General features: G+C 38.7%; 26 protein-coding genes. 15 read left to right on the top strand and 11 right to left on the bottom strand.

Translation table 11 applies throughout. The features are described from left to right. The first annotated feature begins 16 nt into the window (after window positions 1-16). From F6K18_RS09675 to F6K18_RS09650, 6 genes are all read left to right on the top strand, one after another. On the top strand, window positions 17-2,428 hold the full coding sequence (locus F6K18_RS09675; protein WP_287520467.1) for an arylsulfatase: 2,412 nt from the start codon (window positions 17-19) through the stop codon (window positions 2,426-2,428). Between the two features lie 333 nt (window positions 2,429-2,761). Then, entirely contained in the window at window positions 2,762-2,887 is a 126-nt protein-coding gene (locus F6K18_RS09670; protein WP_287520464.1) for a hypothetical protein, read from the top strand. After that, entirely contained in the window at window positions 2,888-3,145 is a 258-nt protein-coding gene (locus F6K18_RS09665; RefSeq protein ID WP_353735050.1) for a class I SAM-dependent methyltransferase, read from the top strand. It begins immediately after the preceding gene. Window positions 3,146-3,185: 40 nt separating this feature from the next. Beyond that, window positions 3,186-3,680, top strand: a complete 495-nt coding sequence (locus tag F6K18_RS09660; RefSeq protein ID WP_287520463.1) for a hypothetical protein — start codon at window positions 3,186-3,188, stop codon at window positions 3,678-3,680. A 329-nt stretch (window positions 3,681-4,009) separates the two neighbouring features. Then, window positions 4,010-5,005: a formylglycine-generating enzyme family protein gene (locus tag F6K18_RS09655; RefSeq protein ID WP_287520461.1), complete on the top strand. Its 996-nt coding sequence runs from the start codon at window positions 4,010-4,012 to the stop codon at window positions 5,003-5,005. Window positions 5,006-5,823: 818 nt separating this feature from the next. Next, window positions 5,824-6,804, top strand: coding sequence for an aldo/keto reductase (locus tag F6K18_RS09650; protein WP_287520459.1), 981 nt, complete (start codon window positions 5,824-5,826; stop codon window positions 6,802-6,804). Window positions 6,805-7,316: 512 nt separating this feature from the next. Here F6K18_RS09650 and F6K18_RS09645 read toward each other — a convergent pair. From F6K18_RS09645 to dnaK, 5 genes are all read right to left on the bottom strand, one after another. Beyond that, window positions 7,317-7,481, bottom strand: coding sequence for a hypothetical protein (locus F6K18_RS09645; protein ID WP_287520457.1), 165 nt, complete (start codon window positions 7,479-7,481; stop codon window positions 7,317-7,319). 104 nt (window positions 7,482-7,585) lie between these two features. Continuing rightward, window positions 7,586-7,906: a HEPN domain-containing protein gene (locus tag F6K18_RS09640; protein ID WP_287520455.1), complete on the bottom strand. Its 321-nt coding sequence runs from the start codon at window positions 7,904-7,906 to the stop codon at window positions 7,586-7,588. 269 nt (window positions 7,907-8,175) lie between these two features. Next, entirely contained in the window at window positions 8,176-9,222 is a 1,047-nt protein-coding gene (locus F6K18_RS09635; RefSeq protein WP_287520453.1) for a ParA family protein, read from the bottom strand. Window positions 9,223-9,232: 10 nt separating this feature from the next. Then, window positions 9,233-9,742, bottom strand: coding sequence for a DUF4112 domain-containing protein (locus F6K18_RS09630; protein WP_287520452.1), 510 nt, complete (start codon window positions 9,740-9,742; stop codon window positions 9,233-9,235). Window positions 9,743-10,108: 366 nt separating this feature from the next. Continuing rightward, window positions 10,109-12,019, bottom strand: a complete 1,911-nt coding sequence (dnaK, locus tag F6K18_RS09625) for a molecular chaperone DnaK (RefSeq protein ID WP_287520449.1) — start codon at window positions 12,017-12,019, stop codon at window positions 10,109-10,111. A gap of 287 nt (window positions 12,020-12,306) precedes the next feature. Between dnaK and F6K18_RS09620 the strand changes: the two genes are divergently transcribed. Continuing rightward, entirely contained in the window at window positions 12,307-12,432 is a 126-nt protein-coding gene (locus F6K18_RS09620; RefSeq protein ID WP_287520447.1) for a hypothetical protein, read from the top strand. Window positions 12,433-12,690: 258 nt separating this feature from the next. Here the strand turns inward: F6K18_RS09620 and F6K18_RS09615 are convergent, their stop codons facing one another. The 3 genes from F6K18_RS09615 to F6K18_RS09605 form a co-directional block, all read right to left on the bottom strand. Then, window positions 12,691-13,656, bottom strand: a complete 966-nt coding sequence (locus tag F6K18_RS09615) for a putative 2-dehydropantoate 2-reductase (protein WP_287520445.1) — start codon at window positions 13,654-13,656, stop codon at window positions 12,691-12,693. A 37-nt stretch (window positions 13,657-13,693) separates the two neighbouring features. Continuing rightward, window positions 13,694-14,146, bottom strand: coding sequence for a hypothetical protein (locus F6K18_RS09610; RefSeq protein WP_287520443.1), 453 nt, complete (start codon window positions 14,144-14,146; stop codon window positions 13,694-13,696). Window positions 14,147-14,611: 465 nt separating this feature from the next. Further along, window positions 14,612-14,905, bottom strand: coding sequence for a hypothetical protein (locus tag F6K18_RS09605; RefSeq protein ID WP_287520441.1), 294 nt, complete (start codon window positions 14,903-14,905; stop codon window positions 14,612-14,614). Window positions 14,906-15,290: 385 nt separating this feature from the next. Between F6K18_RS09605 and F6K18_RS09600 the strand changes: the two genes are divergently transcribed. Together F6K18_RS09600 and dusB are read left to right on the top strand one after the other, a co-directional pair. Further along, on the top strand, window positions 15,291-16,739 hold the full coding sequence (locus F6K18_RS09600) for a deoxyhypusine synthase family protein (protein ID WP_287520439.1): 1,449 nt from the start codon (window positions 15,291-15,293) through the stop codon (window positions 16,737-16,739). 380 nt (window positions 16,740-17,119) lie between these two features. Then, window positions 17,120-18,124 carry a tRNA dihydrouridine synthase DusB gene (gene dusB / locus F6K18_RS09595; protein WP_287520437.1) on the top strand — a complete coding sequence of 335 codons (1,005 nt, stop codon included), beginning with the start codon at window positions 17,120-17,122 and terminating at the stop codon, window positions 18,122-18,124. A gap of 415 nt (window positions 18,125-18,539) precedes the next feature. On the opposite strand, the gene F6K18_RS09590 is transcribed toward dusB, so the two are convergent. Both F6K18_RS09590 and yidD read right to left on the bottom strand, forming a co-directional pair. Beyond that, the gene (locus F6K18_RS09590) at window positions 18,540-18,689 is read right to left on the bottom strand and encodes a hypothetical protein (protein WP_287520435.1); all 150 of its coding nucleotides are present in this window, start codon (window positions 18,687-18,689) and stop codon (window positions 18,540-18,542) included. Next, window positions 18,677-19,078: a membrane protein insertion efficiency factor YidD gene (gene yidD, locus F6K18_RS09585; protein WP_287520434.1), complete on the bottom strand. Its 402-nt coding sequence runs from the start codon at window positions 19,076-19,078 to the stop codon at window positions 18,677-18,679. The genes F6K18_RS09590 and yidD overlap by 13 nt, the downstream gene beginning before the upstream one ends. A 481-nt stretch (window positions 19,079-19,559) precedes the next feature. Here yidD and chlP point away from each other — a divergent pair, with 481 nt between their 5' ends. From chlP to F6K18_RS09560, 5 genes are all read left to right on the top strand, one after another. Continuing rightward, window positions 19,560-20,780: a geranylgeranyl reductase gene (gene chlP / locus F6K18_RS09580; protein WP_287520432.1), complete on the top strand. Its 1,221-nt coding sequence runs from the start codon at window positions 19,560-19,562 to the stop codon at window positions 20,778-20,780. A gap of 601 nt (window positions 20,781-21,381) precedes the next feature. Beyond that, window positions 21,382-21,504, top strand: coding sequence for a hypothetical protein (locus F6K18_RS09575; protein WP_275670299.1), 123 nt, complete (start codon window positions 21,382-21,384; stop codon window positions 21,502-21,504). 37 nt (window positions 21,505-21,541) lie between these two features. Then, window positions 21,542-22,024 (top strand): DUF938 domain-containing protein, encoded by a 483-nt coding sequence (locus tag F6K18_RS09570; protein WP_353735042.1) that lies wholly within the window; start codon window positions 21,542-21,544, stop codon window positions 22,022-22,024. An 82-nt stretch (window positions 22,025-22,106) separates the two neighbouring features. Next, window positions 22,107-23,168 carry an RNA-guided endonuclease TnpB family protein gene (locus F6K18_RS09565; protein WP_287520430.1) on the top strand — a complete coding sequence of 354 codons (1,062 nt, stop codon included), beginning with the start codon at window positions 22,107-22,109 and terminating at the stop codon, window positions 23,166-23,168. Between the two features lie 915 nt (window positions 23,169-24,083). Beyond that, window positions 24,084-25,166: a glycosyltransferase family 1 protein gene (locus tag F6K18_RS09560; protein WP_287520428.1), complete on the top strand. Its 1,083-nt coding sequence runs from the start codon at window positions 24,084-24,086 to the stop codon at window positions 25,164-25,166. A gap of 177 nt (window positions 25,167-25,343) precedes the next feature. Here F6K18_RS09560 and F6K18_RS09555 read toward each other — a convergent pair whose 3' ends face one another. Then, complete coding sequence (locus F6K18_RS09555; RefSeq protein WP_287520427.1) at window positions 25,344-26,243, bottom strand: putative Ig domain-containing protein; 900 nt, start codon at window positions 26,241-26,243, stop codon at window positions 25,344-25,346. Between the two features lie 82 nt (window positions 26,244-26,325). On the opposite strand from F6K18_RS09555, the gene F6K18_RS09550 reads away from it, so the two are divergent. Continuing rightward, window positions 26,326-26,595 (top strand): glycosyltransferase, encoded by a 270-nt coding sequence (locus F6K18_RS09550; RefSeq protein ID WP_375341310.1) that lies wholly within the window; start codon window positions 26,326-26,328, stop codon window positions 26,593-26,595. Window positions 26,596-26,821: the final 226 nt, after the last annotated feature.

Raw genomic sequence — 26,821 nt, 5'->3', positions numbered from 1 at the left:
TTACGAGGTTTTATCTATGTTTTTCAACGGTTTTTTGAACCGGATTTGGAGAGGGGTTGTGGTGTTGGCGATCGCCACCGCCTTTTTCCTAGAGACCATTACTCCTCCTGTAATGGCCGCAACCGCAGACGGTACCACATTACCTTTCCCCCCTGTACCTTCTGCTAGTGTTGCCAACGAAACCCTCCAAGAGTCCGAAATGAATTGGCGGGAACAACCCAACTACTTGCCAGAAGATGCCCCTAACATCCTGATCATCATGTTGGATGATGTGGGATATGGGCAGGCAGAAACCTTTGGAGGCGACATCCACACGCCCACGATAGATAGCCTGTGGGATCAAGGCATTGCCTACAATGGCTTTCATACCACCTCCATCTGCTCACCGACTCGTGCCGCTCTTTTGACCGGGCGCAATCACCAACGGGTTCACTCCGGCACTATTACCGAACGGGCATCAGACTGGGACGGTTATCTGGGCACTATTCCCAAAACCTCAGCCACAGTTCCTGAAGTGCTGCGGGAATATGGTTACGCAACTTCTGCCTTTGGTAAGTGGCACAATACCCCAGCCACTGAGACTACCGCAATCGGACCGTTTGATCGCTGGCCCACTGGTCACGGCTTCGACTATTTCTACGGGTTTGTAGCGGGGGAAACTTCCCAATATGAGCCGCGTCTGTATGAAAACACTAATCCAGTCGAGCCACCCCACAACGGGACTTACCATTTGAGCGAGGACATGGCGGACAAGGCAATTACCTGGATGCATCACCACCAGTCCTATTCTCCAGACAAGCCCTTTTTTATGTACTGGGCACCCGGTGCAGCCCACGGTCCTCACCATATCTTTAATGAGTTGGCAGATGAATATAAAGGCGATTTTGACGACGGCTGGGATGCAGCCCGCCAGCGTGCCTTTGACAAGCAAAAAGAAATTGGTTGGATTCCTCAAGATGCTGTATGGACCGATCGCCCTGATGACATGCAAGGTTGGGATGAGATCCCAGAAGAGGAACGTCCGTTCCAGCGGCGGTTGATGGAAGTCTATGCAGCCTTTGTCGAACATGTAGATACCCAAGCTGGCAGAGTGATTGATGAACTGGATGAGCTGGGCATTCGGGATAATACCCTAGTCTTTTACATCTGGGGTGATAACGGTGCCAGTGCTGAAGGTCAGAAAGGTTCCATCAGTGAACTGTTGGCTCAAAACCAGATTCCCAATACCATCGCAGAACAGCGCCAAGCCCTAGCAGACCAGTTTGGTACTGAGGAAGATCCAGAAGGTCTGTTGGCTTTGGGGACTCCCGAAACCGATAACATGTACCATGCAGGCTGGGCCTGGGCTGGAGATTCTCCTTTCCGCTATACCAAGCTGATTGCGTCCCACTTCGGCGGTACTGCTAACCCTATGGTAGTTTCCTGGCCTGGTCACATTCCAGAAGATCGCTCAATCCGCACCCAGTTCCACCATGTCAACGACATTGCCCCCACAATCTATGAGATTTTGGACATGACTCCACCGCAGGAGGTTTATGGTTTTCAGCAGGATCCGATCGACGGCGTTAGCATGTTCTACAGCTTTAACGATGCCAATGCAACTGGTGAAAAGACAGTCCAGTACTTCGACAACAACGGTAGTCGAGGCATCTACTTTGACGGCTGGTATGCCTGCACCTTTGGTCCCCTGACCCCCTGGACAACTAGCAATGCAGGAGATTTAGGAGACTGGGATTCCAGAGAAGATGTGTGGGAGCTATACGACCTGACAACGGACTTCACCCAAAGCAACGATCTGGCTGCCCAAGAGCCGGAATTGTTGGAAGTTCTAAAGCAACTATTCTTGACAGAAGCAGAAGACAATCTAGTCTTTCCCATAGGTGGTGGTCTCTGGACTCGTCTCCATCCTGAAGATCGGATCAGCACTCCTTATACCCATTGGAAGTTTGATACAACCACCACTCGGATGCCAGAGTTTACAGCACCAGGTCTGGGGCGTGAAAGCAACTTGGTGACGATCGATGTTGACCTCAACGGTAAGGATTCCGGTGTCCTCTATGCTCTCGGTGGTGCGAGTGGCGGTTTAACCTTTTTCATGGAGGATGGCAAGCTCAAGTATGAGTACAATATGATGTTGTTGGATCGGTACAAGGCTGAATCCGCAGAGATCCCCGCAGGTCACTACACCATTGAGGTGAACACCACCTTCACCAGCCTGGAACCCCTTGCTCCAGCCAATGTGGTGATTCAGGTCGATGGAACTGAAGTTGCTAGCACCCTAGTTGAGCGCACGGTGCCTACTGCTTTTACCGCCAGTGAGACCTTTGATGTTGGCACGGATTTGGGTTCCCCTGTTTCACTGGATTATGCCGATGAAGCTCCTTTTGAGTTCGAGGGAACTATCAACAAGGTTGAAGTCAAATTGTGATCGGAAATTGAACCCCTCCCAATTTTCCCAATTTTGGAAGAGATGAGTTCGGAAGAGGAGCCAATCCAAGCTTCGGAAGATATGAGTAATGAAAACTTCTGGGACATAATCATTCAGCTAGTTGAGAAACATTATTCAACCAAATAGCGATCGCTATTCACAGGACTTACCCATGAGGTAGGAAAAACGCAGGTCATCCAACAGCTGAATCGAATGCCTAAGTAGCTAATGAATTTAGTCTCGATGGGGCGGATTGAGTGACCCAATTGGGTGAGCATTGCTCACCCTAATTACTCGGAACAATAAACCTTACAAACTAGGACTAACAAAAATATGTCAATTATAGATCAAGCTTCTTCAAATACTATTAGAAAGCAGAATGAATACATAGAACTTGCTCAATTTTATGATTTATTGATGCAAGCAGGTTATTACGATTATCAAGCTTTTGTTAACTAACTGGCACTTATCTTAGGAAGCAGAACAAAAATCTTAGATGTGGGTATCGGAACTGGTTTACTTACTGAAGAAATGCTGCAAGTTCAGGATTACGATCTTACAGGAGTAGACTTTTCTGAAGAAATGCTTGTCAAAGCTCGGCGTAGGTTATCAGATTACAATGTCAAGTTATTAAATTTAGACATTAGACCTCTGCGAAAAAGATATAGATTTTTGGCAGGAGTAGGGAACAGGGAACAGGGAACAGGGAACAGGTAAGATATTTTTACGAAAAAGGCAGGAAAAAAGATTTTTTCTGGTGACTTTTTTTTCTTTAGCTAATATCACTAAAAGGTTTATTTATTTTCCGGAGATATCTATTAGAGATTATCCAGAAAATGAGTCTTTCCAATCTATCATTTCTAGTGGTGGTACTATCTGTATTTCACACCAAGATCATCAACAGTATCGACTATATAGTTACTGCGATGATAAGTTAGATCATCTTAGCCTACTGCGTAAACTCTACAATCTCTTAGAAGACGATGGATTACTAATTATTTCAATTCAGGGAGAACACAAAAACTATTCCGCAGCAATATCAGAAGATATTACTTACTCTCAAGAAATCAACTATTCAGGTGACTATATGACAAAGTGGTATACATTTTCCAATGAGGAAGAAATACTTGCACGTCAATCTGTAAAGTTAGTCGTTTTCGATGAAATAGAAATGATAAATTCATTTACTGAAGTAGGGTTTAAGTCTCTAGGGGTTGATACATCCAATAGGTTTTACGTTTTCCAAAGGTAAATGTTGTCTCTGGTCTCTCCAGCACGGAGAGATGGTTATCGACATTTAGTATCACCTCAAATCAATGAAGTTTCTCTGTTCAAAGCTATTCTCCACCTCAGTGAAATAATTATGCGACTCAAATGATGAATAATTCTCAAAATTATATTCAAAAATTCCTAATTGTTCTCAGTGTTTTGATTCTGACTGTTGCTATTTTTAGTCCGATGTATCTTAATAATTGTTCAAGCTACTTTCCAGCAATTTAAATTGACGATGAATTTTCCCAACATCGCTACCTGATATCCAATTAAATTAATACGTTGTATTATCAAATTATCAAACATTTTATGAAAACTTTTTACTTAAAATCACTTATTATCTTTTTCCTAACAATATCCCTAATTTTCCCTTTTTCCACACCAGCACAAGCATCCTCTACAGATAATAGTTGTCCAGAGGGAATGGTATTTATTCCTGGAGGAACTTTTACCATGGGATCGGATAGTCATTATCCATCAGAAGTTTCTGCAAGCGATGTTACTGTAGATAGTTTTTGCATCGATCGCCACGAAATCACCAATGCAGAATTCCGTAAATTTGTCAAGGCAACAGGCTATAAAACCATTGCCGAACGCCCCCTCTCAAAATCACAATTTCCCAATCTAACCGACGACCAACGACAACCTGGTTCCCTCGTCTTTCAACCCCCCTCTGAAGGTATTCAACAAGTTGCTTACTTAAGTTGGTGGCATTGGACAGTGGGTGCTAATTGGCAACATCCCTACGGTCCGAAGAGCAACATCAGAGGCAAAGATAATTATCCTGTGGTTCACATCGCTTATGATGATGCGGTTGCTTATGCTAATTGGGTGGGCAAATCTCTCCCCACAGAAGCTCAATGGGAATATGCAGCGCGGGGAGGTCTTGAAGAGCAAGAATTCACTTGGGGAAATCAATATTCTGCAAAGAAAGCCAATACTTGGCAAGGGATGTTTCCCTTTTTCAATACTAAAGAGGATAAATATTTAGGCACAGCTCCAGTAGAATCTTTTCCTCCCAACGGTTACGGACTTTATGAAATGACCGGAAACGTTTGGGAATTAACCTCAGACTGGTATCAAGTCGGACATTCTGGCAAAGACCATAGTTTAAACCCCATCGGACCTGACAAAACTGTGAGTTTCGATCCCATCAAACCCCAGGAAGGAGCTTTGCACGTTATTAAAGGTGGTTCTTACCTGTGTGCTAAAAATTATTGTAGTCGTTATCGACCTGCCGCCAGAGAGTCTCAAGCTCCTGATACCGGAACAACTCATATTGGTTTTCGTTTAGTAGTCTCATAGTGGACTGACACACCTTAAATGGTGCATTATATCATGTCCGGATAATCAGTTATAAATAAAATTAAGGACTGACAATACCGACAGTACCAAATAAATACTGAAATTATCTTGACTTTTCTCCAATATTTCCTCTTTTTCCCCTTTCTTCCCTCCTGACTCCTGACTCCTGACTCCTGAGGACTCACAATACTTATAAAAAAACTTTCTCCTTCAACTCCAGTTGTTCTTCTTCCTTCCCTCTTTTCTCCTGACTTCCCCTCCTGGGAGGGGGAGGGGCGAGGGGTGGGTTTACTCCTGACTCCTGAGGACTCCGCAGTTATTTATTTATCACTGTTTAACCGGACATGATATTAGATGGGGGGATGGAGAGATGGGTGAGAATCGTCACCCAAAACCTGCCCAACTTAACGAAACCTAACGACAGTTAGCGTATTTGTGTTTTATCATTTTCTTTGTGGGTTTAATACCCCACCGTCAACGGGGGTGTTCAAAATTACTTGGGGGAGCGTAGACGCGGAGCGGCCCTTCGTTGACTATCCCCATGTAATTTTCCTCCTGTCTCCAGTATAGCTGTCTCCTGTCTCCTTCTTCAAATCATGTCCGGATAATTAGTGATAAAAAAACTTTCTCCTTCTTCTGTGTTCTTTCTACCCTCCTGTCTCCAGTATAGCTGTCTCCTGACTCCTTAGTCGTTTATTTATAAGTATTCAACCGGACATGATATTACAGTTTGCTATTCCCTGTTCCCTATTCCCTATTACCTGGCGCGTAGCGCTGTGAGAAAATATATAGATGTCTAATATTGAGAAATAGTCAGGATGCAAACTAAGGAAAAACTTATCCTACCAAAAATGGGCTGTGGTACATGGGCATGGGGCAACCGCCTCCTGTGGGGATATGATGAAAGTATGGATAATGAGTTGCAAAATGTCTTCAATCTTTGTGTTGCTAATGGTGTGACTTTATTTGATACAGGGGACTCCTACGGTACAGGCAAATTAAATGGACGCAGTGAAATGCTATTGGGGCAGTTTTCCCAAGTATATACAGGTGCAAATCAAGAGAATATTTGCATTGCCACAAAACTTGCTGCTTATCCCTGGCGATGGGGTCGTCAAGCAATTATTTCTGCTGGCGAAGCATCCGCTCAACGCCTGGGAAAAAATGTCGATCTGGTGCAGATGCACTGGTCTACAGCAAATTATCTTCCCTGGCAGGAATGGGGACTTTTAGATGGTTTAGCTGGTTTGTACGAACAAGGTAAGGTGAAAGGTGTGGGACTATCGAACTACGGGCCCGAACGGTTAATGAAAGTGTATGAAAGACTTCGCGATCGCCATATTCCGATAACTACTCTACAGGTTCAATATTCTCTATTATCAACCTATCCCGTCACAGAATTAGGAGTGAAAGAAATCTGTGATGATTTGGGAATTAAATTAATTGCATATAGTCCTTTAGCATTGGGAATATTAACAGGAAAATATTCAGAAAATGGTTCTGTTCCTCAAGGTATTCGAGGTTTTTTATTTAAGCAAATATTACCAGGAGTTCGCCCTTTATTATCATGTTTGGAAGCAGTGGCAAAGTCAAGAAATAAAACGATGTCGCAAGTAGCAATTAACTGGTGTATTTGTAAAGGTACAATTCCTATTCCGGGGGCAAAAAATCTAGCACAGGCAGAACAAAATATTGGTGCATTGGGTTGGGAATTAGATGCTGGTGAAGTTGCGGAACTGGATAATGCTGCGGCGAGTACGGATAAGAAAATGGTACAAAATATTTTTCAGACTAAGTGAAACAAGCGTTGGTAAAGCGCGTTTATGATATTAATCTTAATTCTTGAGGAGTCAACCCACCCCTAGCCCCTCCCCCGACCGTGGAGGGGAAGTCAGGAGTCATATAGAATCCGGTTGAATAGTCGTCATTGCGACGATAGGAAGCAATCTCCTAGAACTCTGAGATTGCTTCCTTCCACTCCGTTCCAGTCGCAATGACTTGAGTATAGTAATTATCCAGATTTGATATCAGGAGGGGAGAAAGAAGAAGAAACAGGAGTAAAAGGAGAAAGTTTTTTGGTTGCGTAAACGGAATAGAATTTTTTTGGCTTATAGCAATAGTCCCCTTGATTTATCATGTATTATTCTGTAATAATCCAAGTCTAGTTACCGCAAGGCTCAGTTAAAACCTAATACTAATAGCACTTGCTAATCTCGTTTTTACTTTAGTTAATAGCCACCTCAGTATAGTGGTGGTTATTTTAGTTGTTTTACTCCTAAGAAATAATTGCGAATTTGCTTGATATTAATCCCTAACCAGATGTAATAAACTGTATAATTTGTACCAATAAACTAATAACTAAAACACTCAAAGCAGCAATAATAATTACAAATATAATTAAGCCACCTAAAAGTAGAAAAACAAACCAGCGATCAGCACTTTTACTAACTGGAGGAGATTCTAAATGATTCTCCAATCAGCGTTGCTGAATGGTAATGATTTTTAGATTAAGTATCAACGCAAAATATAAGTTGTTCAATTTTACCTTCAGCTATTTACCATTACATTTCAGCAACGCCATCAAAGAATTGAATGAATACTATCAACAACCTCTTCAATAAAGTCAACTGCATCGCCCACCATAATTTCGTCAATTCCCCATCTATTGCCTAAACTTAAAGTTGGGTCTATGTCTGCTTCGTGAGCAATCTTATTTCGACGGTCAATAATAATTTTTAATCCTTTCTTAATATCCTTATCTGTTCTACCCATAATATTTCCAACTTCTTGCCACAATTTTTTATCTGAAATTAGCCTAATTGCATCTGCTATACTATCTGGTTGTTGAAAACTTTTATAACTATGTCGTTGTCGAATTTCATCTTCTAAATTAAGATGCAAAGTCAGAAGTATTTTTTAACCCTTCTCTTGCAGTATCTAAAGAACTTTGAAAACGAGAAAATGCAGGAGGTTCGGGACGCAAACCTTGATGTATTTGTAGCATTCCTAGGGTGACAACTTCATGTATATAATAGTCTAAAGCACTTACAGCTAGAACTCAGGCAGCTCTTAATATATCTGAAAGATCGAGAGCAGGGGTAGATTTAGCTCTAACATAACTATGAATAGTTATCAAATCTCTAACACGATTAATCTTGATATGAAATTGGTCAAGCGCAGACTGCATTTGAGGTTAAATTAATAATTCTGTCAGCTAAAGTTGAAAAAGCATCTCTAAAATTAGAAGATGATTTTAAGGTATCTTCTAAAACTATTCCTTGTTGAGAAATTTGCTCTTTTGTTAATGCAAAAACAGGTGTTTGACAGTTCTGAGATATGGCAATAAGACTATTAAAATCAGACATTTGAGTTAAACAATAGTCATTCATATTTTGAGAATAATAAACTTCATTTGGTAATAACATATTTTCTTCTTTTAATGATGGAACTAATTCGTCTGAAACAGCTTTTTGAATTCTATCTATCCATTCCTGAAAACTAGCAGAAGGTTTTTTCTTTTTGATTCGATAGTTTTGGATAATTGTTCCTAAAAAAAGAGGTGTTACTTTGGGAAAAGGATAAGTAGCTTCTTTTAAAACTTTTAATTCACTAGCTTTTTTTGCCCAACTATGCCATCTTGGTATTATTCTGGCTAGTGAATCAATTGCCATTATAGAAAAAAAGTCAGGAACTGTCGGCACAATAAAAAAATTGCTAGTCATCAGTAAGTTCTGATTTATTGAACTTAAGCTAGGACTCATATCAATCAAAATATAGTCGGCAGAAAATTTTTCTGCTGTCTTTTTAAATAGATAGGAAATTGAACCAGGAAGGTTTTGAAGAGTCTGAATAGAACCACTTAATTCTTGAGCAATTCCAAGGGTTACTTCATATTCAGCTAATCCCACATGACCTGGTAACAGGAATAAACCATCCTGTCGTTCAATAGAAATACAATCAACTGCTTCTACTAATTTAGGTTGAGACTCGAAAGCAGGTGCTAAAGCAGATTTAATATCTTGGTTTTTACTGTAAATTTCTTCTAATTCTTGTTTACGAGAAAACCCCAATACCATACCTGTTAAATTGCATTGTGGGTCTGTATCTACTAGGATTACTCTTTTTCCCTTTGATGCTAACATCCAACCCAAATTAAATGTTGTTGTTGTTTTACTAACCCCACCTTTATGGTTGAAAAGTGCAATTTTTAGAACCATTTTTCTCAACCTAACCTGATACAATAAACTGTAAAATCTGCACCAATAAACTAATAACTAAAAACCCCAAAGCAGCAATAACAATAACAAATAAAATTAAACCGCCCAACAGCAAAAAAATAAACCAGCGATCGGCACTTTTACTAACTTTAGGAGACTCTAAATGAGCCTCCAAAATATCCATATTTTTAGAATTTGCCTTCCAAGCAACATCAAACAAATCTCCAAAAACAGGCACAATTCCTGCCAACGAATCAAATACAATATTAGAAGACATTCGCATCAGAGTTTCCCTGGGCAAACCCATCATTGCTGCTGAAAATACAATATAAACAGAAATAAGTCCTCCTAAAAAATCACCACCTCCAGGAATTAATCCCAGAAGTGGGTCGATACCAACGCCATAAGAAGTACCAGGAACGCGAACAGCATTATCAAGTAAATCACTAATTTTACGCAATTGTCTAACCTTAGCTGCTTGAGAGCGATCGCCAGAGGTAGTGGGAGATGGTTTTGCCATTGGAAGTTATGTGAGTAAAATTCAATAAATGTGTAAGTTCAGTAGGGTGTCACATCACCCACACCCTACTGAACTTACACTTTATGCTTAAAGACTACAGCGTTGCTGATTTGAGGTTATCATGTTCGGATTCAGAGGGGGAGCATACTCCTCATTTATCTTCTTTCGGCGTTGCTGATTCTGGGTATGATTTTGCCCCCCTAACCACCCAATTTTGGGGGGAATAAAACTCTAAAAGTCCCCCAATTTTGGGGGATTTAGGGGGCTTGACCAGAACCAAACAATCGCGCATTCATACTTCAATTCAGCAACACCCTTCTTTCTTCCCTCCTGACTCCTGAGGACTGACTCCTGAGGACTGACTACTTACTTTTTAGTTTCAGTAAAGTCAGCATCAATTACGTCATCTCCACTGGCAGAACTTGAGGAAGACTCAGCAGCACCATCACCATTAGGAGGAGTTGCTCCATCAGGAGAACCTTGTTGATAAATATTGCTGCTCACAGTATACAGAGCTTGTTGCAACTCAGTAGTTAGAGACTGAATACGTTCGTCATCTTCTTGAGAAACAGCATCACGCAAATCTTTAACCAACCCTTCAATCTTAGTCTTATCAGCTTCAGGCACCTTATCTCCCAACTCCTGAATTTGCTTCTCCGCTTGATATGCTAAAGAGTCTGCTTGGTTTTTGCGGTCAATTTTTTCACGACGCTCTTGGTCAGCAGCAGCATTAGCTTCTGCTTCTTTCACCATCCGCTCAACTTCAGTATCTGGTAAAGTGGAAGCACCTGTAATACTGATAGACTGTTCCTTACCAGTACCTTTATCCTTCGCAGCTACATTCAGAATACCGTTAGCATCAATATCGAAGGTAACTTCAATTTGAGGTACGCCACGAGGTGCTGCGGGGATACCATCTAAGCGGAAAGTTCCTAAACTCTTGTTGTCGTTAGACATTTCCCGCTCCCCCTGTAGTACATGAATTTCTACATTTGTCTGACCATCTACAGCAGTTGAGAACACTTCTGACTTTTTCGTAGGGATAGTAGTGTTACGAGGAATAATTTTGGTCATTACGCCACCCAAAGTTTCTACACCTAGAGATAGAGGAGTAACGTCTAACAACAGAATGTCTTTAACTTCACCTGCTAACACACCTGCTTGAATTGCAGCACCAACAGCTACCACTTCATCAGGGTTAACGCTTTGGTTTGGATCTTTGCCGAGGACTTTCTTAACTATATCATGGACTGCGGGAATCCGAGTAGAACCACCAACTAATACCACTTCATCAATGGCGCTTTTATCTAACTTAGCATCTCTAATGGCGTTTTCTACAGGAATGCGACAGCGGTCGATCAGGTCAGCACAGAGTTCTTCAAATTTACCTCTAGTTAAGGTTGTATCTAAGTGCTTAGGTCCATCTTGGGTAGCGGTAATAAATGGCAGGTTAATCTCTGTCTGGGTAACGCTAGAAAGTTCAATCTTAGCTTTTTCTGCTGCTTCTGTTAAACGTTGCAGTGCTTGCTTATCTTTCCGTAGGTCTATTCCTTCTGCTTTTTCAAATTCCTTAGCGAGGAAATCAACAATTTTCTTATCAAAGTCGTCACCACCAAGGTGAGTATCGCCGGAAGTAGCTAATACTTCAAATACACCATCACCTACTTCTAGGATAGAAACGTCAAATGTACCACCACCAAGGTCAAATACTAAGATAGTTTCGTTACTTTTCTTATCTAACCCATAAGCTAGAGAAGCTGCGGTAGGTTCGTTGATAATCCGCAATACTTCTACACCAGCGATTCTACCTGCATCTTTGGTTGCCTGTCTTTGGGAGTCGTTGAAATAAGCTGGTACGGTAATTACTGCTTGTGTTACTGTTTCGTTAAGATATTTACTAGCATCATCAACTAGTTTACGCAGAACCTGAGCTGAAATTTCTTCGGGGGCAAATTGTTTTTCTAATGCTGGACAATCTAATTTAACGTTACCATTAACATTAAGAACTTTATAAGAAACTTCAGTAGTTTCATTGGTTACTTCATCAAATCTACGCCCAATGAACCTCTTTACTGAGTAAAAGGTGTTTTGAGTGTTCATCACAGCTTGACGTTTGGCGATTTGCCCTACGAGTTGCTCTCCTTTTTTACCGTAGGCAACTACAGAAGGGGTTGTACGGAAACCTTCTGCATTAGCAATTACTGTGGGTTTACCACCTTCCATAACTGCAACACAGGAGTTTGTTGTACCTAAGTCAATTCCGACTACTTTTGCCATAAGATTTTTTTTGCTCCAAATTACTACAAAAATTTTTACTTTTTGTCAACCCTAGTTTTTAAGATTGACTTAAGGACTAATATTTAAGCCTTCTGGATTTAGTCCAGGGCCTGTCCATTTTTTATACAGTCTTTAAGATTAAGTTACTTATATCTATACTGCGATTATTTAGACAATTCCATGAAGGCGTGTTTACCGAACATCAGGAAATATTGGACTTTGAGGAACTTTTATAATTTTGCTCCTTTACTCTTTCTAATTTACGCTCCTTGAGAGCTTTGTTGTCATTGTGGCAAACCGTAAGTTATGTGTTGTGTTTGCCGTCTAGCGATCGCCTCTTCGATAGTTCAATTAAAAGAAAGAAGGCGACAACACCGAAAGCTGGAAATTTATTTATGTTTAACAGGAACTAAATATAATGCAATACGCTTCATATAAGACTAAAACTCATAAGATATGGAAGCATGATTGGTAGCTCTTCAGATTACAGAACTGCAAAAAAAAATCCTTCTTCCTTCTTCCCTCGTCAAAAAATCCTTAACTGAACTGTATTGAAGTATAATGGTAGAAGCTACCTATTGATATCTTTTCCTTCTTTTTTTATTCCTTAGTTTCCTGAATTACTACTCCCTAAAACCAACGAATTTTGACTTTTTTTTATGTGCAAAAACTTACTTATTAATTATTAATTGTTGAATATATAGCTGATTTCTAAAATCTAAAAATTTCAACTGTCGATAAAGCAGAGAAATCATCGGCAAATCTACTCCATACTCTTTTGCCATCCGCAAAGGATTACCCAAAATTGCTTCAATTTCTAAAGGTTTTTTCCTATCATAATCTAGTTTCATACTGGTTAAATAAGGTTTCATTTTCTCTGTATGATCGAGCATTTTTTGGATAAAGCGATCGTCTATTATTCGCCCGCAACTCTTTGCTCCTGCTGCTACTTCCCACATTAATTTTTCTACTAAAAACCGTGTATCTGTATTAGCCATAATCTCATCTGTTCTGGCATTTAATACTACGGAAAGACCATTATAAGGAATATTCCAAACTAACTTTTTCCACCTAGCTAAAAGCAAATCTTCACTCAACTCAATAGGAATATTTGCCTGTTCAAAATCTTGAGCAATTTCACGCATTTGTTCTGTAATTCCTGCTGGTCGATTGTTAGTAAAATATTGCCCAATAGTAATAGTACCATAGTCAAGATGACAAATTTTACCGGCTCCTACTTTATTAGAACAGACAAAACATAACCCACCTATTAAGGCATTGCTTCCTATGATTTGGGAAATTTCTGGTTCAATATTTATGCCATTTTGTAAGAGTAAAACTACAGTATTTTTATTTGCTAATGGTAGTAATAATTCTGGCAACAGATGATTTTGTGTTGCTTTTAATGCCACAATAATTACATCAGAACTTGGCATTTTTTTTACATCGTTATAGGCATCTACTTCTGGTAAAGTAAAATCTCCATCTACCGATTCAATAATTAAACCTTTTTCCACAACGTGATAGTAATCGTTACGCAGTAAAAAACTGACTTTATGACCTGCTTTTTGCAATTTGGCACCATATAATCCACCAACAGCACCAGCACCGATAATTGAATAAGTTTTACTTGACATTTTGAAAAAATTTGAAAATTAAATTTATGATTACAGTTTAATATTTAATCACAGTTAAAGCATAATTTAAGCTCGCATCTGCTAACAACATATTCCGGCAAATATGAATGCCTAAATTGCCACCGTTGCCAAAATTTCTAACTTCAAAAGCATGAGCATTTTCAGCACCAATAATACCTTGTATTTTAGCTGCGGGAGACCAAAATCTGTAATCATAATCTCCCACACCACAATAAGCAATTAAATCTATTTCTTCCGGTTGAATTTGGGCTTTATTTATAGCCGATATTGCTGCTTTAATTCCCATATCGCTAGGATGTTCGTCTTCCGCAGCAATTGATTTTTTTTCCATGCCTATTTTTTCTGTCAAAACCCACAGGGGAATATCTGCTAGTCTAGCGATCGCTTCGCTAGTCATAACTCCTGAAGGAATATAATAACCAATTGTTGCAATACCAACTGTTTCATTATTTTTTTTGTTTTCAATCATACAGTTTCTACTTTTTCGTCAAATATTTCAAAATTATAGAGGGAGTAGGGAGTAGGGGGAAATAATTGATAGTTTCTGTGCTATAATTGATTTGATTTTTTATTATAGGAGATGTCTATTTCCTATAAAGCCTTTTAATCACGCTTATTATTCGTAACATTCTTTTTTCATGCATGGTATTATAGTCCAATAAGGTTCACAATAATACCAAAACTCATAAGCTATGGAAGCATGGTTGGTAACTCTTCAGAATTACAGAACTGCAAAAAAAAATCCCTTTTCCTTCTTCCTTCTTCCCTTTTCCTTCTTCATAAAAATTGATTAATTTGCTTATATCATGTTCCGATAATCAGTTCTAAAAAAACTTCTGGCCTTGAACCAATATTTCCTACTGCCTACTGCCTACAGCAAAGCTGCCTACTGTCTTCCTTCCTCCAAAGTGTAAGTATTCAACCGAACATGATATTACTCATCCTCAGAACTTATAGAATTTACTTCAGTAGGAAGAGTTAAAGTCACGATGCTAAAAAGATTAAGACTGCGATAACCATCAGATATTATATCTGCATATTCTTTTGAATAAAAAGGACCGCTATTATCAGCAAATCCTTCTCCTACTTCATATCTTATTAATTCTGGTAGTGAAGTAGTAACTACTTGAACCTGACGTTCGTTTTGTGGCACTACTATTACATGGTATCTAGCAGCATTTGGTTGTTGACTAATATATTCAGAAAGTAAGCCATCTAATTCTCCCATAATTAGTCTTTCTTTTTCAGCAACTAGAATAGTTTAAATTGGTAAAATATACAAGTTTTAGATTTGAGGGAGTAGGAAGGTGTATCATTCCACTACAATAAAATATACACAGGATTAGAGCGGATTTGTAAACTTAGCCAAAACTCTTATATTACCTACCTTGTGGTAATTTGGGTTTGACTGTAAAATAACTTCCCAAACCTAAGTATAATAAACAATTCAGTCTCTTAATATTTACTTGATAAATTAGCTATTACGCAAAGGCGCTAATTTTAATAAGAATATTAGAAACATTTAGCAAGTAATAAACCATATATAGCACTACTGCCTAAGTCCTGATACAATTTATTCTGTCCAATTACTTACATGACCATCATTCAAAATAATGGTAAATTCTAGGCAGAAAATATTAACACCCTTAAACTTGGATAAATGTCTATCTGTTGGCAGTATTGTTGAGGCTATGAATGAATGTTCATTTGGCGCAAGAATGTTAGGTGAAGTTACAAATAAAATTTATGATTGGATTACCAAAAATCAACAACCTTTGGCTATTTATGAAGTAAGTTCCAACTCTCCTTTAGATGAATTACTGACAGAAATGGTGAGGCGCAAGTGGTTAAAAAAAGTTTTAACTATTGAAGATTATGCTCAAAAATCTACTCCAGAAGATAATGTAGTTGTCATTGGTGCTTATTCACAAAGGTATGAAAATATTCTATACAATAAACCAAAAGAAGCTATCTATATTAACCAATATGGTATTGCCAATCCCCATCAAATTAATGATGGTTATTTTCCTAATGTAGTTTTTGCCGATCCTCGATTAATTTTGCCTCTGATTTTTACAAGTTTGGAAGAAAAGTTAATAGATAAAAAGACAGATATTCTTGAATTGATCGCCACAATTAAAAAATATGGAGGATTAGCAACTGAAGTTAGTGAAGGTTGTGAAACACTTTTAACAATGGTAAAAGACCCTGATTGTTTCGTTTTTCTCACTATTAGTGGAGCTATGACGATCGCTAAAATGGGTTTGATTTTTTGCGATTTAATAGATAAAAACATGGTGCAAGGTCTTTGTTCCACGGGAGCTTTAATGGCTCATGGATTAGTTGAAAGTGTAGGTTTAAATCATTTTAAATATAATCCACATGACGACGATCAAACATTAGCAAAATTAAAACTTAATCGAGTTACTGATACCCTTGAACCAGAAAGTAACTTGACTGATGTCACCCTGATGATGAATGACATATTGGCTAAATATGAGGAAAACCATATCATCAGTCCCACAAATTTTCATAATATAATTGGCGAATATCTAAGTAAAAAATATGGAGAATACAGAGGCATTTTAAAATCTGCTTATGAACAAAATGTACCTGTTTTTGTACCCGCTTTCTATGATTCTGAAATAGGCAATAATATGTATATTCATAATTTAATCAGAAAAAATCAAGGACAAAAAACTTTTACTATTGATATGGAATCGGATATAAAATTGTTATTAGATATTTTTGAGGATTCTCCAAAGATTGGTATTTTTACTATTGGTGGTGGTGTACCGAGAAATTTCATTCAAAATGTTGCTCCTTTAAAAGAACATTTAAGGGAAGAGCTTAATATGGATTTTGCACTCAAAAAAATAACTTATGGTTGCAGAATCTGTCCCGATCCAATGTATTATGGACATTTATCGGGTTGCACATATTCTGAAGGAATGTCATGGCGAAAAATGAATATTAACGGTAAATTTAGTGAAGTTCATGCTGATGCAACTCTAATTTTGCCTTTGATGGTTAAATATGTTATTGATTGCTTGAAAACATAGCGATATTAATAATTTACAGACTTTATTTTTGAGTATACATGACTTACCTTGATTGAAATCTTTTGCCTGATATAAATATTTCATCAATTGATAATGGATAATGAATAATGGATAATTACCTCTGGTTAAAACCGAGAGGATTGAATATAAATAAATCAGATTTATTTTTTCTCCTTAAAAGGAGAGGGTTTAAACCGAATGGATTAATTATCAATTATCAATTGTAAATCTATGTCTTCATATCTCTAGGTTTCTGTAGATTTCTTGTCTAGTAATGACTAATAAATAAGGTCAAGATCCTCCCTTGTTAAGGGGATAAAAAAGGAGATTTATAATTTTATCGGAAAGTATTGACCAAAGTAGACTAACTAATAACTGAAATGACTATTTTATCTCCTGAATTAAAACAAAAATTAGCTACTCCACTCAAAATTGGCAACTTTGAAGTAAAAAGTCGCGTACTTCAATCACCATTATCTGGGGTAACAGATTTAGTATTTCGTCGTCTAGTACGTCGCCATGCTCCAGAGTCAATGATGTACACTGAAATGGTAAACGCTACAGGATTACATTATGTGAAAGAATTACCTCAAATAATGGAGGTTGATAATAACGAGCGACCAATAAGTATTCAATTATTTGATTGTCGCCCAGATTTCTTGGCGGAAGCAGCAGAAATGGCTGTCAAAGAAGGGGCAGATACTGTTGATATTAATATGGGTTGTCCTGTTAATAAAATCACAAAAAATGGCGGTGGTTCTTCATTATTAAGACAGCCAGAATTAGCTGGAGAAATTGTTAGTAAAGTCGTAAAAGCTGTGCCTGTTCCTGTTACTGTGAAAACAAGAATTGGTTGGAGTAATAAAGAAATTAATATCCTTGAATTTGCTAAAAGAATGGAAGATGCTGGTGCCCAAATGTTAACTTTACATGGTCGGACTCGTGCCCAAGGATATAATGGCCCGGCAAGATGGGAATGGATTACAAAAGTTAAGGAAATACTTTCTATTCCAGTTATTGCTAATGGGGATATTTTCTCTGTGGATGCTGCAATACGTTGTTTGGAGGAAACTGGTGCTGATGGGGTAATGTGTTCCCGTGGTACTTTGGGTTATCCGTTTTTAGTGGGAGAAATTGATTATTTCTTGAAAAATGGTGCAGAAAAAGTAGCGCCTACTGCAGTAGAAAAACTGGAATGTGCTAAAGAACATTTACAAGCATTATGGGAATATAAAGGCGATCGCGGTATTCGTCAAGCTCGCAAACACATGACTTGGTATGCTAAGGGTTTTCCTGGAGCGGGGGAGTTGCGGGGTCAATTGGCAAAAGTGGAAACGGTGGAACAAGGTTGTGATTTGATTGACAAGGTAATTGAAAATTTATAGTAAAGCAGGGAACAGGGAGCAGGGAACAGGTAACAGTAGGAAAACCATTTCTCTGTTTAAGGTTCATCAGCATTCTATGTCCTAACCAATTTGTTCCTTGTTATAAAAGGAAGGAGGTTAATATTCCTATGTTTCAGCTATTCCATAGTTCCTAAGAGTAATAGACATCTCCAATAATAAAAAATAAAATCAATCATCACATATAAATTATCAATTCTTTCCCCCTATTCCCTACTCCCTATTCCCTCTTTTCCGGAGATGTCTAATAGACTAGATATTTGCCCACTATAACCTATGATAGGGCTTGCTGATTAAATCTAAAAGTATTTACAGATAAAGGTAAGTGCCTTTTTGGGGCCTTTAAAAAGTGCCTGGTATCACGTCTAAAAACCTCAAAAAGGAGCGTATTTTAGGCTCATAGTTGGGCAGAAAAATCATTCTTACAATTCTTACTCCTGCCTCCTCGCTCGTTCCCATTTCTCCTGTCTCCTGTCTCCTGTCTCCTGTCTCCTACCCTCACCCATAAAACTTTTTCAGCAAACCCTATGATAATTATGAACCACAACAGTCGAAGTTTGGACTACAATCTAATTCACAGCTACCACAATCTAATTCTGGAAAATCACAGTTATTACAGTCTGGCAAAGCACACTCACAGCTCTCTTCCGCTACATCACCGCAACAATTAATTAACTTAGAATCTTGTTTTTTTTTGGATTTCTTTTCGCGACTAACTGCCTGTAACTTCAAAGTCTGATTAGCCTCTTTGCAAGCTTTAAACCTTTGACGTGCAGCTTGAATAGCTCCTGAAAAATCTTGCTCCATAAACATACGCTTTATGTATTGATAACAAGACTCATCATTGTACAATATTCTATGGGCACAAGAAAATCCTTTTCTCGGCGAAATGTACTGTTGATACCCGTCAATCAAAGCAACAGCAATTTTATTCATAAAAAGAAGATATTAATTCAGGCCAATTTATACTACAAAAATTCAATCCTGATTTCCCAATAGATACCTCTATTGCCTATTTTTATTAATTAGGGCTTGCTGATTAAACCTAAAAGCATTGATATATAAAGATTTTAGCCTTTTTTGTTTCAAAAAAAGTGCGCCTGTTTCAGCTCTTCACGCTCAAAAAGTTAGTATTTTAGGCGAGAGTAGGGCAGAACAATCTTGGGACAATTCTTACTCCTACCTCCTCGCTCGTTCCCATTTCTCCTGTCTCCTGTCTCCTGTCTCCTGTCTCCTACCCCTACTAAAAGACTTTTGAGCGCAAACCCTAATTACAGAAGTCCATTTTCAGAAAAAGTATCAAAGTATTAAGGTCTGTTGCAATTTCTTCACATACCCTCAGAGAATCAACCACGACACCCAAGTCCGTGATACCATCCCAATTTGTAAGTATAAAAAAAAGATTGGGAGAAGACCTTTGACTCTAAGAGTTGCTGTAGTTGGTTCTGGCCCAGCAGGTTCATCTGCTGCTGAAACTTTAGTAAAAGCAGGTATTGAAACTTATTTATTTGAACGTAAACTAGATAATGCTAAACCTTGCGGTGGAGCTATTCCTCTGTGTATGGTTAGTGAATTTGACCTACCAGCAGAAATTATTGATCGCCGCGTTAGAAAGATGAAAATGATATCTCCCTCTAATGTTGAGGTGGATATCCATATAGAAAAAGAAGACGAATATATAGGTATGTGTCGTCGGGAAGTTTTAGATGGCTTCCTGAGAGACCGGGCAGCTTCTCTCGGAGCTAACCTGATTAATGGCACAGTTTATAAACTGGATATTCCTACTAATGATAGAGACCCCTACACTCTTCATTACTCTGACCATTCAGAAGGTGATATCCAAGGTACAGCTAAAACCTTAAAGGTAGATTTGGTTATTGGAGCTGATGGGGCAAACTCTCGTATAGCGAAGGCCATTGATGCTGGAGATTATAATTACGCGATCGCTTTCCAAGAGCGTATTCGTCTGCCAGAACATCTCATGGCATATTATGAAGACCTAGCAGAAATGTATGTGGGTGATGATGTTTCTCCAGACTTCTATGCTTGGGTATTCCCCAAACATGACCACGTTGCTGTGGGTACTGGCACAATGAAACCTAACCAGGCCAGAATTAAACAGTTACAAGCAGGTATTCGCGCTCGTGCTGCAAAGCGTCTGGAAGGTGGAGAAATTATTAAGGTAGAAGCTCACCCAATTCCCGAACATCCTCGTCCTCGTCGTGTTCGTGGTAGAGTTGCTCTAGTGGGAGATGCTGCTGGTACTGTAACTAAGTCTTCTGGTGAAGGTATTTATTTTGCGGCTAAGTCTGCTCGGATGTGTGCTGAAACTATTGTGGAGACTTCTAATAATGGTGCGACTATTCCCACTGAAGCAGATTTAAAGCTTTATTTGAAGCGGTGGGATAAGAAGTATGGCATGACTTATAAAGTATTAGATATTTTACAGAGAGTATTCTATCGTTCTGATGCTACCCGCGAAGCTTTTGTAGAAATGTGTGCTGATATGGATGTGCAGAAGCTAACTTTTGATAGTTATTTGTACAAAACTGTCGTACCTGCTAATCCTTTAGTTCAGATGAAGATTACTGCTAAAACTATTGGTAGTCTTCTCCGGGGTAATGCTTTAGCACCTTAAATTTAGTTAAAGTCCAAAATTAACAAAAAATAGCGAGAAGTCCCGCGTTCTCCTCGTCGGGAACGTCGGGATAAAAGCGACCATGTTATAATATAACAACACAGGGGGAGGGCATCACCTCTGTATAAACTGCAACTCCTTTGCGGGTTGAAGAATCCCGCGTTGTCGCTCAAGCACAACGTCGGGAGTATGTCAAGGTTGATATGTAGAGTTTTTTGCATACTAGTAAAATATTCTACTAACTACTAAAAAATATGGGGCTGTGGCTCAGATGGATAGAGCAAGCGCCTCCTGAAATATCGGGCACCATGTGAGGAAACTCCGTGAGTGAATGTGGTCAAATTCAAGGAAGCCTAAGTCTATTATTTTGTCGATATGGTAATCTTGAGCCAAGCTTTACCTAATTATTGGTGAAGAAGGTGCAGAGACTAGAGTTTTAAGGAGAAATAAAATTCTGCTTAAACTAGGCCACCACCTAAAGCTATTTAGAGCTATGGTGAAGGGATAGTCCAGAGAGTGGGGAAACTCACACAAATCTGAAGCGCTAGGTCGCGCGTTCGAATCGCGCCAGTCCCGTTTTCGGCGTTGGTGAAGTGGGTGTATGATATTAATCTTAATTATTGAGGAGTCAGGAGTCAGGAGTCAGGAGTCAGGAGGGAAGAAAGAAGAAGCAAAGAGTAGTAGAAGGAGAAAGTTTTTTGTTCGTGCTCTTATCCGGACATGATATCATACCTCAAATCACCAAAGCCAAAATCAATCTTATGACATCTTTTAGCGATGCTCGGCAGTATGCTCCGGCAACTGAACGCAACCGCTCATTTATTTTGGAAGTGCTACAGCGAGTTTTGCCTCCAACGGGAAATATTTTAGAAATTGCTAGTGGTACGGGAGAACATTCTGTTTTCTTTTCTCCCCACCTGCAACCTCGTCAGTGGTTTCCTTCTGACCCTAACCCAATGTTGCGGGATAGTATTGTAGCTTGGCAACAACATAGTCCGTCAGATAATCTGCATTCTCCTCTTGATATTGATGTACGAGAGTCGGTTTGGGCGGTGGAAAAAGAGGGTACTGAGATTGCTGCTATTGTCAATATTAATATGATTCATATTAGTCCCTGGTCAACTTGTTTGGGATTAATGGCAGGTGCGGGGCGTTTGTTGCCAAAGGACGGGGTGCTATATTTGTATGGTCCATACAAACAAGGTGGGGCTATCAACAGTATTAAAATAATTGGACAAAATTAAACATAAATAGACATTTACTGTGATATACTAAGTTTATGTTTAACTTAATTAAACTATTCAAAGAGGTGGCTGATAAATTGAAATGCAATCAATCAAGACTAAATTAAAAGTTAACAATTACCAAAAAACACTGCTGGCTAAACACGCAGGTGTAGCCCGTCATGCTTATAACTGGGGATTAGCTACTTGTATTACTGAGTATGAAGAAACAAAAAAACGCCCTAGTGCTATCACTTTACATAAGCGTTTAGTGGCTGAAGTTAAGTCAATTAATCCTTGGTATTATGAGGTATCTAAATGTGCCCCACAACAAGCATTAAGAGACTTAGAAAGGGCATTTAAAAACTTTTTGACTATTCCTAAACGTGGTTTTCCTAAGTTTAAGAAAAAGGGTAGAAAAGATAGTTTCTATTTAGAAGGAAGTATTAAGATTCTCAAGGGAAACTATATAAAACTACCCAGAATAGGAATAGTAAAAACTTATGAAATCTTGCCATCTGTGCCCATCAAAAATGTGACCATCTCAAAACGTGCAGATAATTGGTATATCAGCTTTAAATATGATTTGGAACCAGCACTATTACCACCTCCTAAAAAACGAGCTGTTATTGGTGTAGATGTAGGTATAAACACCTTAGCTACCTGTAGCGATGGAACAACCTACCCTAACGTCAAAGCCTACAAACAAGCTAAAAAACGATTAAGTCGTTATCAACGCCGTGTCAATAAAAAAGAGCCTGGTAGCAAAAACAAAGCCAAAGCCGTAAAAAAACTAGCCAAGACTCACAAAAAAGTTGCTGATATCAGAGTAGATGCACTACATAAACTAACAACATGGTTAGCTAAAAACCACAGCACCATAGTGATAGAAGACTTGAATGTAAGTGGAATGCTCAAAAACCATAAATTGGCAAGTGCCATAGCAGACTGTGGCTTTTATGAATTTAAGCGTCAACTTACATACAAGTGTGAGTGGTACGGCAGTGAATTAGTCATAGCTCCTAGATTTTATCCAAGTTCTCAAATATGTTCAAANCTCTGGGTTAGGTGCCGCAAGGTGTTTAATTTAAGTGGACTCGTTGTTGGCGTAGCCTTGCGGAACGCAAACCAAGAATCCTGGTTTCAGGAGAATCTCCGCGCCTGACCGCCGGAGAGTATGTCAACTTTATTAAATTTCCTTCATCAAATCTCTTCCTATTCTCCAGTTCTACTCTCTCACCATAATCTCCCACATCAAATCTATCAGGACCAATACCCTCCACACCCCGAAGGAACCACTCAGTGGCAATCCTTAATGCATAACTGCTCGGGATGGCTACTGCTGGAGCTACCAGTCCCACCCAACTTGTACACAAAATAATAGTTGCTCATACCCAGGAAACTAACCTTATTTTCACAATTTTTCTCCTTTTTATTTTTCAGGACTTACGCATGAACACTATTAGTAGTAGCGCGTCAAGCTTGAAATAGTGTTTTAGGAAAATTCTCCAAACCTTAGTCAGAGCAAGAATTATACTCAAAAATTTAATGCACCATTTTAGCTGTGTCGGTCCAGTAGGGTGTGTTAGACGGCTTAAATTCAGAATATAAAAGGGATTGCTGAATCCGTCGTAACGCACCATTTTAGATATGTCAGTCCACTACTGAACTTGACACAGCTAAAATGGTGCAAAATATGTAGGAAAAGTTGTAGGGTGTGTTAGACGGCTTAAATTTAGAATATAAAAGGGATTGAGCAATCCGTCGTCACCCACCATTTTAGATATGTCAGTCCACTACTGAACTTAACACAGTTAATTTTGTGCAAAATATGTAGTGGACTGCTCAACGGTGCGTTACGGCGCAATGTAATGTTTGACAGTAAGCGCCTAACGTACCCTACTGTACTCCTGCAGTATAGCAATGTGCGCTGGCATATTTACAAATTACAAGAACTGTCCAATAGCTAAAAGCCTTATATTATCAGTTTTTTATTCCCCCTTCCGGAGCTGTTGCCAGATGAGCTGTTGCCTGCGCACAGCGCTATATTTAAAATTTTTGGCTCTAACTATAACTACAAATGTCTAACGAACTTCTAATTAATCTATCAGTATTAATTCCAAAACCAACAGGAATATCCATCTACGCAAATAACATCCTGCCACAACTTCAACAACTTAATCCTACCCTGTTAGTAGCCAATAATATTCCCAATTTTAACTGCCATCTAATTCCTAACAACATGACGCCCGCTCAGGGAACTAAAGGTCATTTACGACGATTATTTTGGACTCAATTTCAATTAGCAAATATCTATAAAAAATTACAAGCAAATCTACTTTTTTCTCCCTTACCAGAAGCACCCTTATATTCTCCGTGTCGTTATATAGTAATGGCTCACGATTTAATTCCTTTACGCTTTCCTAAACCTGGTTCTCGCTTAACTGCTTATTTCAAATATTATATTCCTCAAGTATTAAACCAGGCAGAACATATTATTTGTAATTCTCAAGCAACCGCAAAAGATATTACTGATTTTTTCCAAATACCACCTCAAAAAATTACTCCTATTCCTTTAGGTTATGACTCTCAAAAATTCCAATTTTTAGACTTACCCACAAAAAATTACTTTCTTTATATCGGTCGCCACGACCATTATAAAAATCTACATCGGTTGATAGAAGCATTTGCTAAATTGCCTAATTTTTCCGAGTATGAATTATGGTTTGCCGGACCTACAGATAATACTTATACACCAACATTAAAAACTCAAATAAAAGAACTAGGATTAACAAAATTAGTCAAATTTCTTGACTATGTTCCCCCAGCAGAATTACCCAAAATAATCAATCAAGCGATCGCTCTGGTTTTTCCTAGTTTGTGGGAAGGGTTTGGTTTTCCAGTATTGGAGGCAATGGCGTGTGGTACACCAGTTATTACTTCTAATATTTCATCCCTGCCAGAAGTTGCTGGAGATGCAGCTATTTTAGTTAACCCGAAAAATGTGGGAGAAATAACAGATGCCATGAATATTGTTGGTAAAGATAGGGGGGAGCGATCGTGCCTCTCCACCTTAAGTTTGACTAGAGCTAAAGAGTTTAGTTGGGAAAAAACTGGTTTAGCAACTAGGGAAATAATTGATAATTATCTGATTAAGGTTTAAATAATTGGAGCGATCGCCCCTTTTTTTATTTGGGAAAGCGATCGCCGTTCCTAAGTATGGTAGGACTTCAATACCGCTATAATTCAAGACGGTTTAGATAAGACCAAAACTGCTATAGCATGGAAGCATTAGCTGATTACCATTTGCGAAATTAGTAATAAAACTGTTGTTATCCTATCAACTCACTCCAAATACATAAATATAAAGTTGGCTAGAAGCAGTACCACCTTTGCCATCATTAGCAGTGACTTGAATTTCAAGAATTTTACCTGCCTCAGATGTGGGAGGAGTACCGCTAAAAGTGTTTGTATCTGAGTCGAAACTAAACCAGTTGGGTAAAGGTTCGCCATTGGCAAGGGTTGCACTTAGAGTTAAACTGTCTCCATCTGGATCGCTAAAGGTGCTGTTAGGGATGCTATAGCTATATGGAGAGTCCATGTTGCAGCATGTTGTGAGTTTAGGGGTTGTTACTATGGGAGGAGAGTTTACTGGTCCGGTAACTGATACATCGTCTAACACTAAGTCTGCGGAACCTATATCTCCTGAGCTTTGATCGAGAAATTGAAGTCTTGTTGTTATACTATTGACAACAAAAGTATATGTATATTTCTTCCAACTTGAACCGACTGGTTGAGCTGTTTCATCAAGCAGTTTTGTCTTGCCTGTAACAATTACTTGAACAATACCTATTTCTTGATCTACCATGCCATGCTCACGAGCATAAAAAGTTAGAGTATATTCAGAGTCTGGAACAGTATTGAATGATTGCTCTAAAATTCCTCCTTTGCTAGTTACACAACTATTAAAGCTAAGGAGGAAATTCCCCTTATGTGCTGAACCATAGCCGCTATAGTTGTAGCGCGTGATTTGTCGATAACGCCTATAATCACTATTTTCTGTTTGCTCCCAATCATTGATTTGATCTTGGATACCGTCACAACTAACGTTAGTGGGAGTGCCCTGTTCAAAACCACCATTTTTGATTAATTCATCTGCACTAGCGCTCATTGGGGATTGAGTGAGCGTCACAAACATCAACACAGCGATCACCGTTAAGATACTCAGAAGTTTCTTCATAATTTATCTCACAAATTACACTAAATCGGTTTAAAACTAATCTTGCAATTAAGACGATTTTAAACGTCATTTCTGACAAAAAATTAAAATCATCTCAACCTACATTCTGCACTATGTTCCTTATTCAGAGTTACCCAAAATAATTAATCAGGCGATCGCTCTGGTTTTTCCTAGTCTGTGGGAAGGGTTTGGTTTTCCAGTATTGGAGGCAATGGGTTGTAGTCCCCCTGTTATTACCTCTAATATTTCATCCCTGCTAGAAGTTGCTGGAGATGCAGTTATTTTGGTTAACCCGAAAAATGTAGGAGAAATAACTGATGCCATGAATATTATTGCTAAAGATGGGGGATAGCGATCGCGCCTCTCGACATTAAGTTTGGCTAGTAGCTCAAGAGTTTAGTTGGGAAAAAACTGGTTTAGCTACTAGGGAGATAATTCAAAATTATCTGATTAAGGTTTAAATAATTAGGGCGATCGCTCCTTTTTATTTGGGAAAGCGATCGCGCCTTTCCACCTTAAGTTTAACTAGAGCTAAAGAATTTAGTTGGGAAAAAACTGGTTTAGCTACTAGGGAGATA

The sequence above is a fragment of the Okeania sp. SIO2C2 genome (assembly GCF_010692625.1).
GTDB classification, from domain to species: domain Bacteria; phylum Cyanobacteriota; class Cyanobacteriia; order Cyanobacteriales; family Microcoleaceae; genus Okeania; species Okeania hirsuta.
Note: the sequence above shows the minus strand (reverse complement) of the source record. Positions and strands in the feature narration are given on the sequence as shown.

Excerpts from the sequence above, each read along its gene's own strand:
- F6K18_RS09675 (WP_287520467.1), top strand. The coding sequence starts at position 17 with ATGTTTTTCAACGGTTTTTTGAACCGGATTTGGAGAGGGGTTGTGGTG.
- F6K18_RS09670 (WP_287520464.1), top strand. The coding sequence starts at position 2,762 with ATGTCAATTATAGATCAAGCTTCTTCAAATACTATTAGAAAGCAGAAT.
- F6K18_RS09655 (WP_287520461.1), top strand. The coding sequence starts at position 4,010 with ATGAAAACTTTTTACTTAAAATCACTTATTATCTTTTTCCTAACAATA.
- F6K18_RS09650 (WP_287520459.1), top strand. The coding sequence starts at position 5,824 with ATGCAAACTAAGGAAAAACTTATCCTACCAAAAATGGGCTGTGGTACA.
- F6K18_RS09635 (WP_287520453.1), bottom strand. The coding sequence starts at position 9,222 with ATGGTTCTAAAAATTGCACTTTTCAACCATAAAGGTGGGGTTAGTAAA.
- F6K18_RS09630 (WP_287520452.1), bottom strand. The coding sequence starts at position 9,742 with ATGGCAAAACCATCTCCCACTACCTCTGGCGATCGCTCTCAAGCAGCT.
- dnaK (WP_287520449.1), bottom strand. The coding sequence starts at position 12,019 with ATGGCAAAAGTAGTCGGAATTGACTTAGGTACAACAAACTCCTGTGTT.
- F6K18_RS09615 (WP_287520445.1), bottom strand. The coding sequence starts at position 13,656 with ATGTCAAGTAAAACTTATTCAATTATCGGTGCTGGTGCTGTTGGTGGA.
- F6K18_RS09610 (WP_287520443.1), bottom strand. The coding sequence starts at position 14,146 with ATGATTGAAAACAAAAAAAATAATGAAACAGTTGGTATTGCAACAATT.
- F6K18_RS09605 (WP_287520441.1), bottom strand. The coding sequence starts at position 14,905 with ATGGGAGAATTAGATGGCTTACTTTCTGAATATATTAGTCAACAACCA.
- F6K18_RS09600 (WP_287520439.1), top strand. The coding sequence starts at position 15,291 with ATGGTAAATTCTAGGCAGAAAATATTAACACCCTTAAACTTGGATAAA.
- dusB (WP_287520437.1), top strand. The coding sequence starts at position 17,120 with ATGACTATTTTATCTCCTGAATTAAAACAAAAATTAGCTACTCCACTC.
- yidD (WP_287520434.1), bottom strand. The coding sequence starts at position 19,078 with ATGAATAAAATTGCTGTTGCTTTGATTGACGGGTATCAACAGTACATT.
- F6K18_RS09575 (WP_275670299.1), top strand. The coding sequence starts at position 21,382 with ATGATATTAATCTTAATTATTGAGGAGTCAGGAGTCAGGAGTCAGGAG.
- F6K18_RS09570 (WP_353735042.1), top strand. The coding sequence starts at position 21,542 with ATGACATCTTTTAGCGATGCTCGGCAGTATGCTCCGGCAACTGAACGC.
- F6K18_RS09560 (WP_287520428.1), top strand. The coding sequence starts at position 24,084 with ATGTCTAACGAACTTCTAATTAATCTATCAGTATTAATTCCAAAACCA.
- F6K18_RS09555 (WP_287520427.1), bottom strand. The coding sequence starts at position 26,243 with ATGAAGAAACTTCTGAGTATCTTAACGGTGATCGCTGTGTTGATGTTT.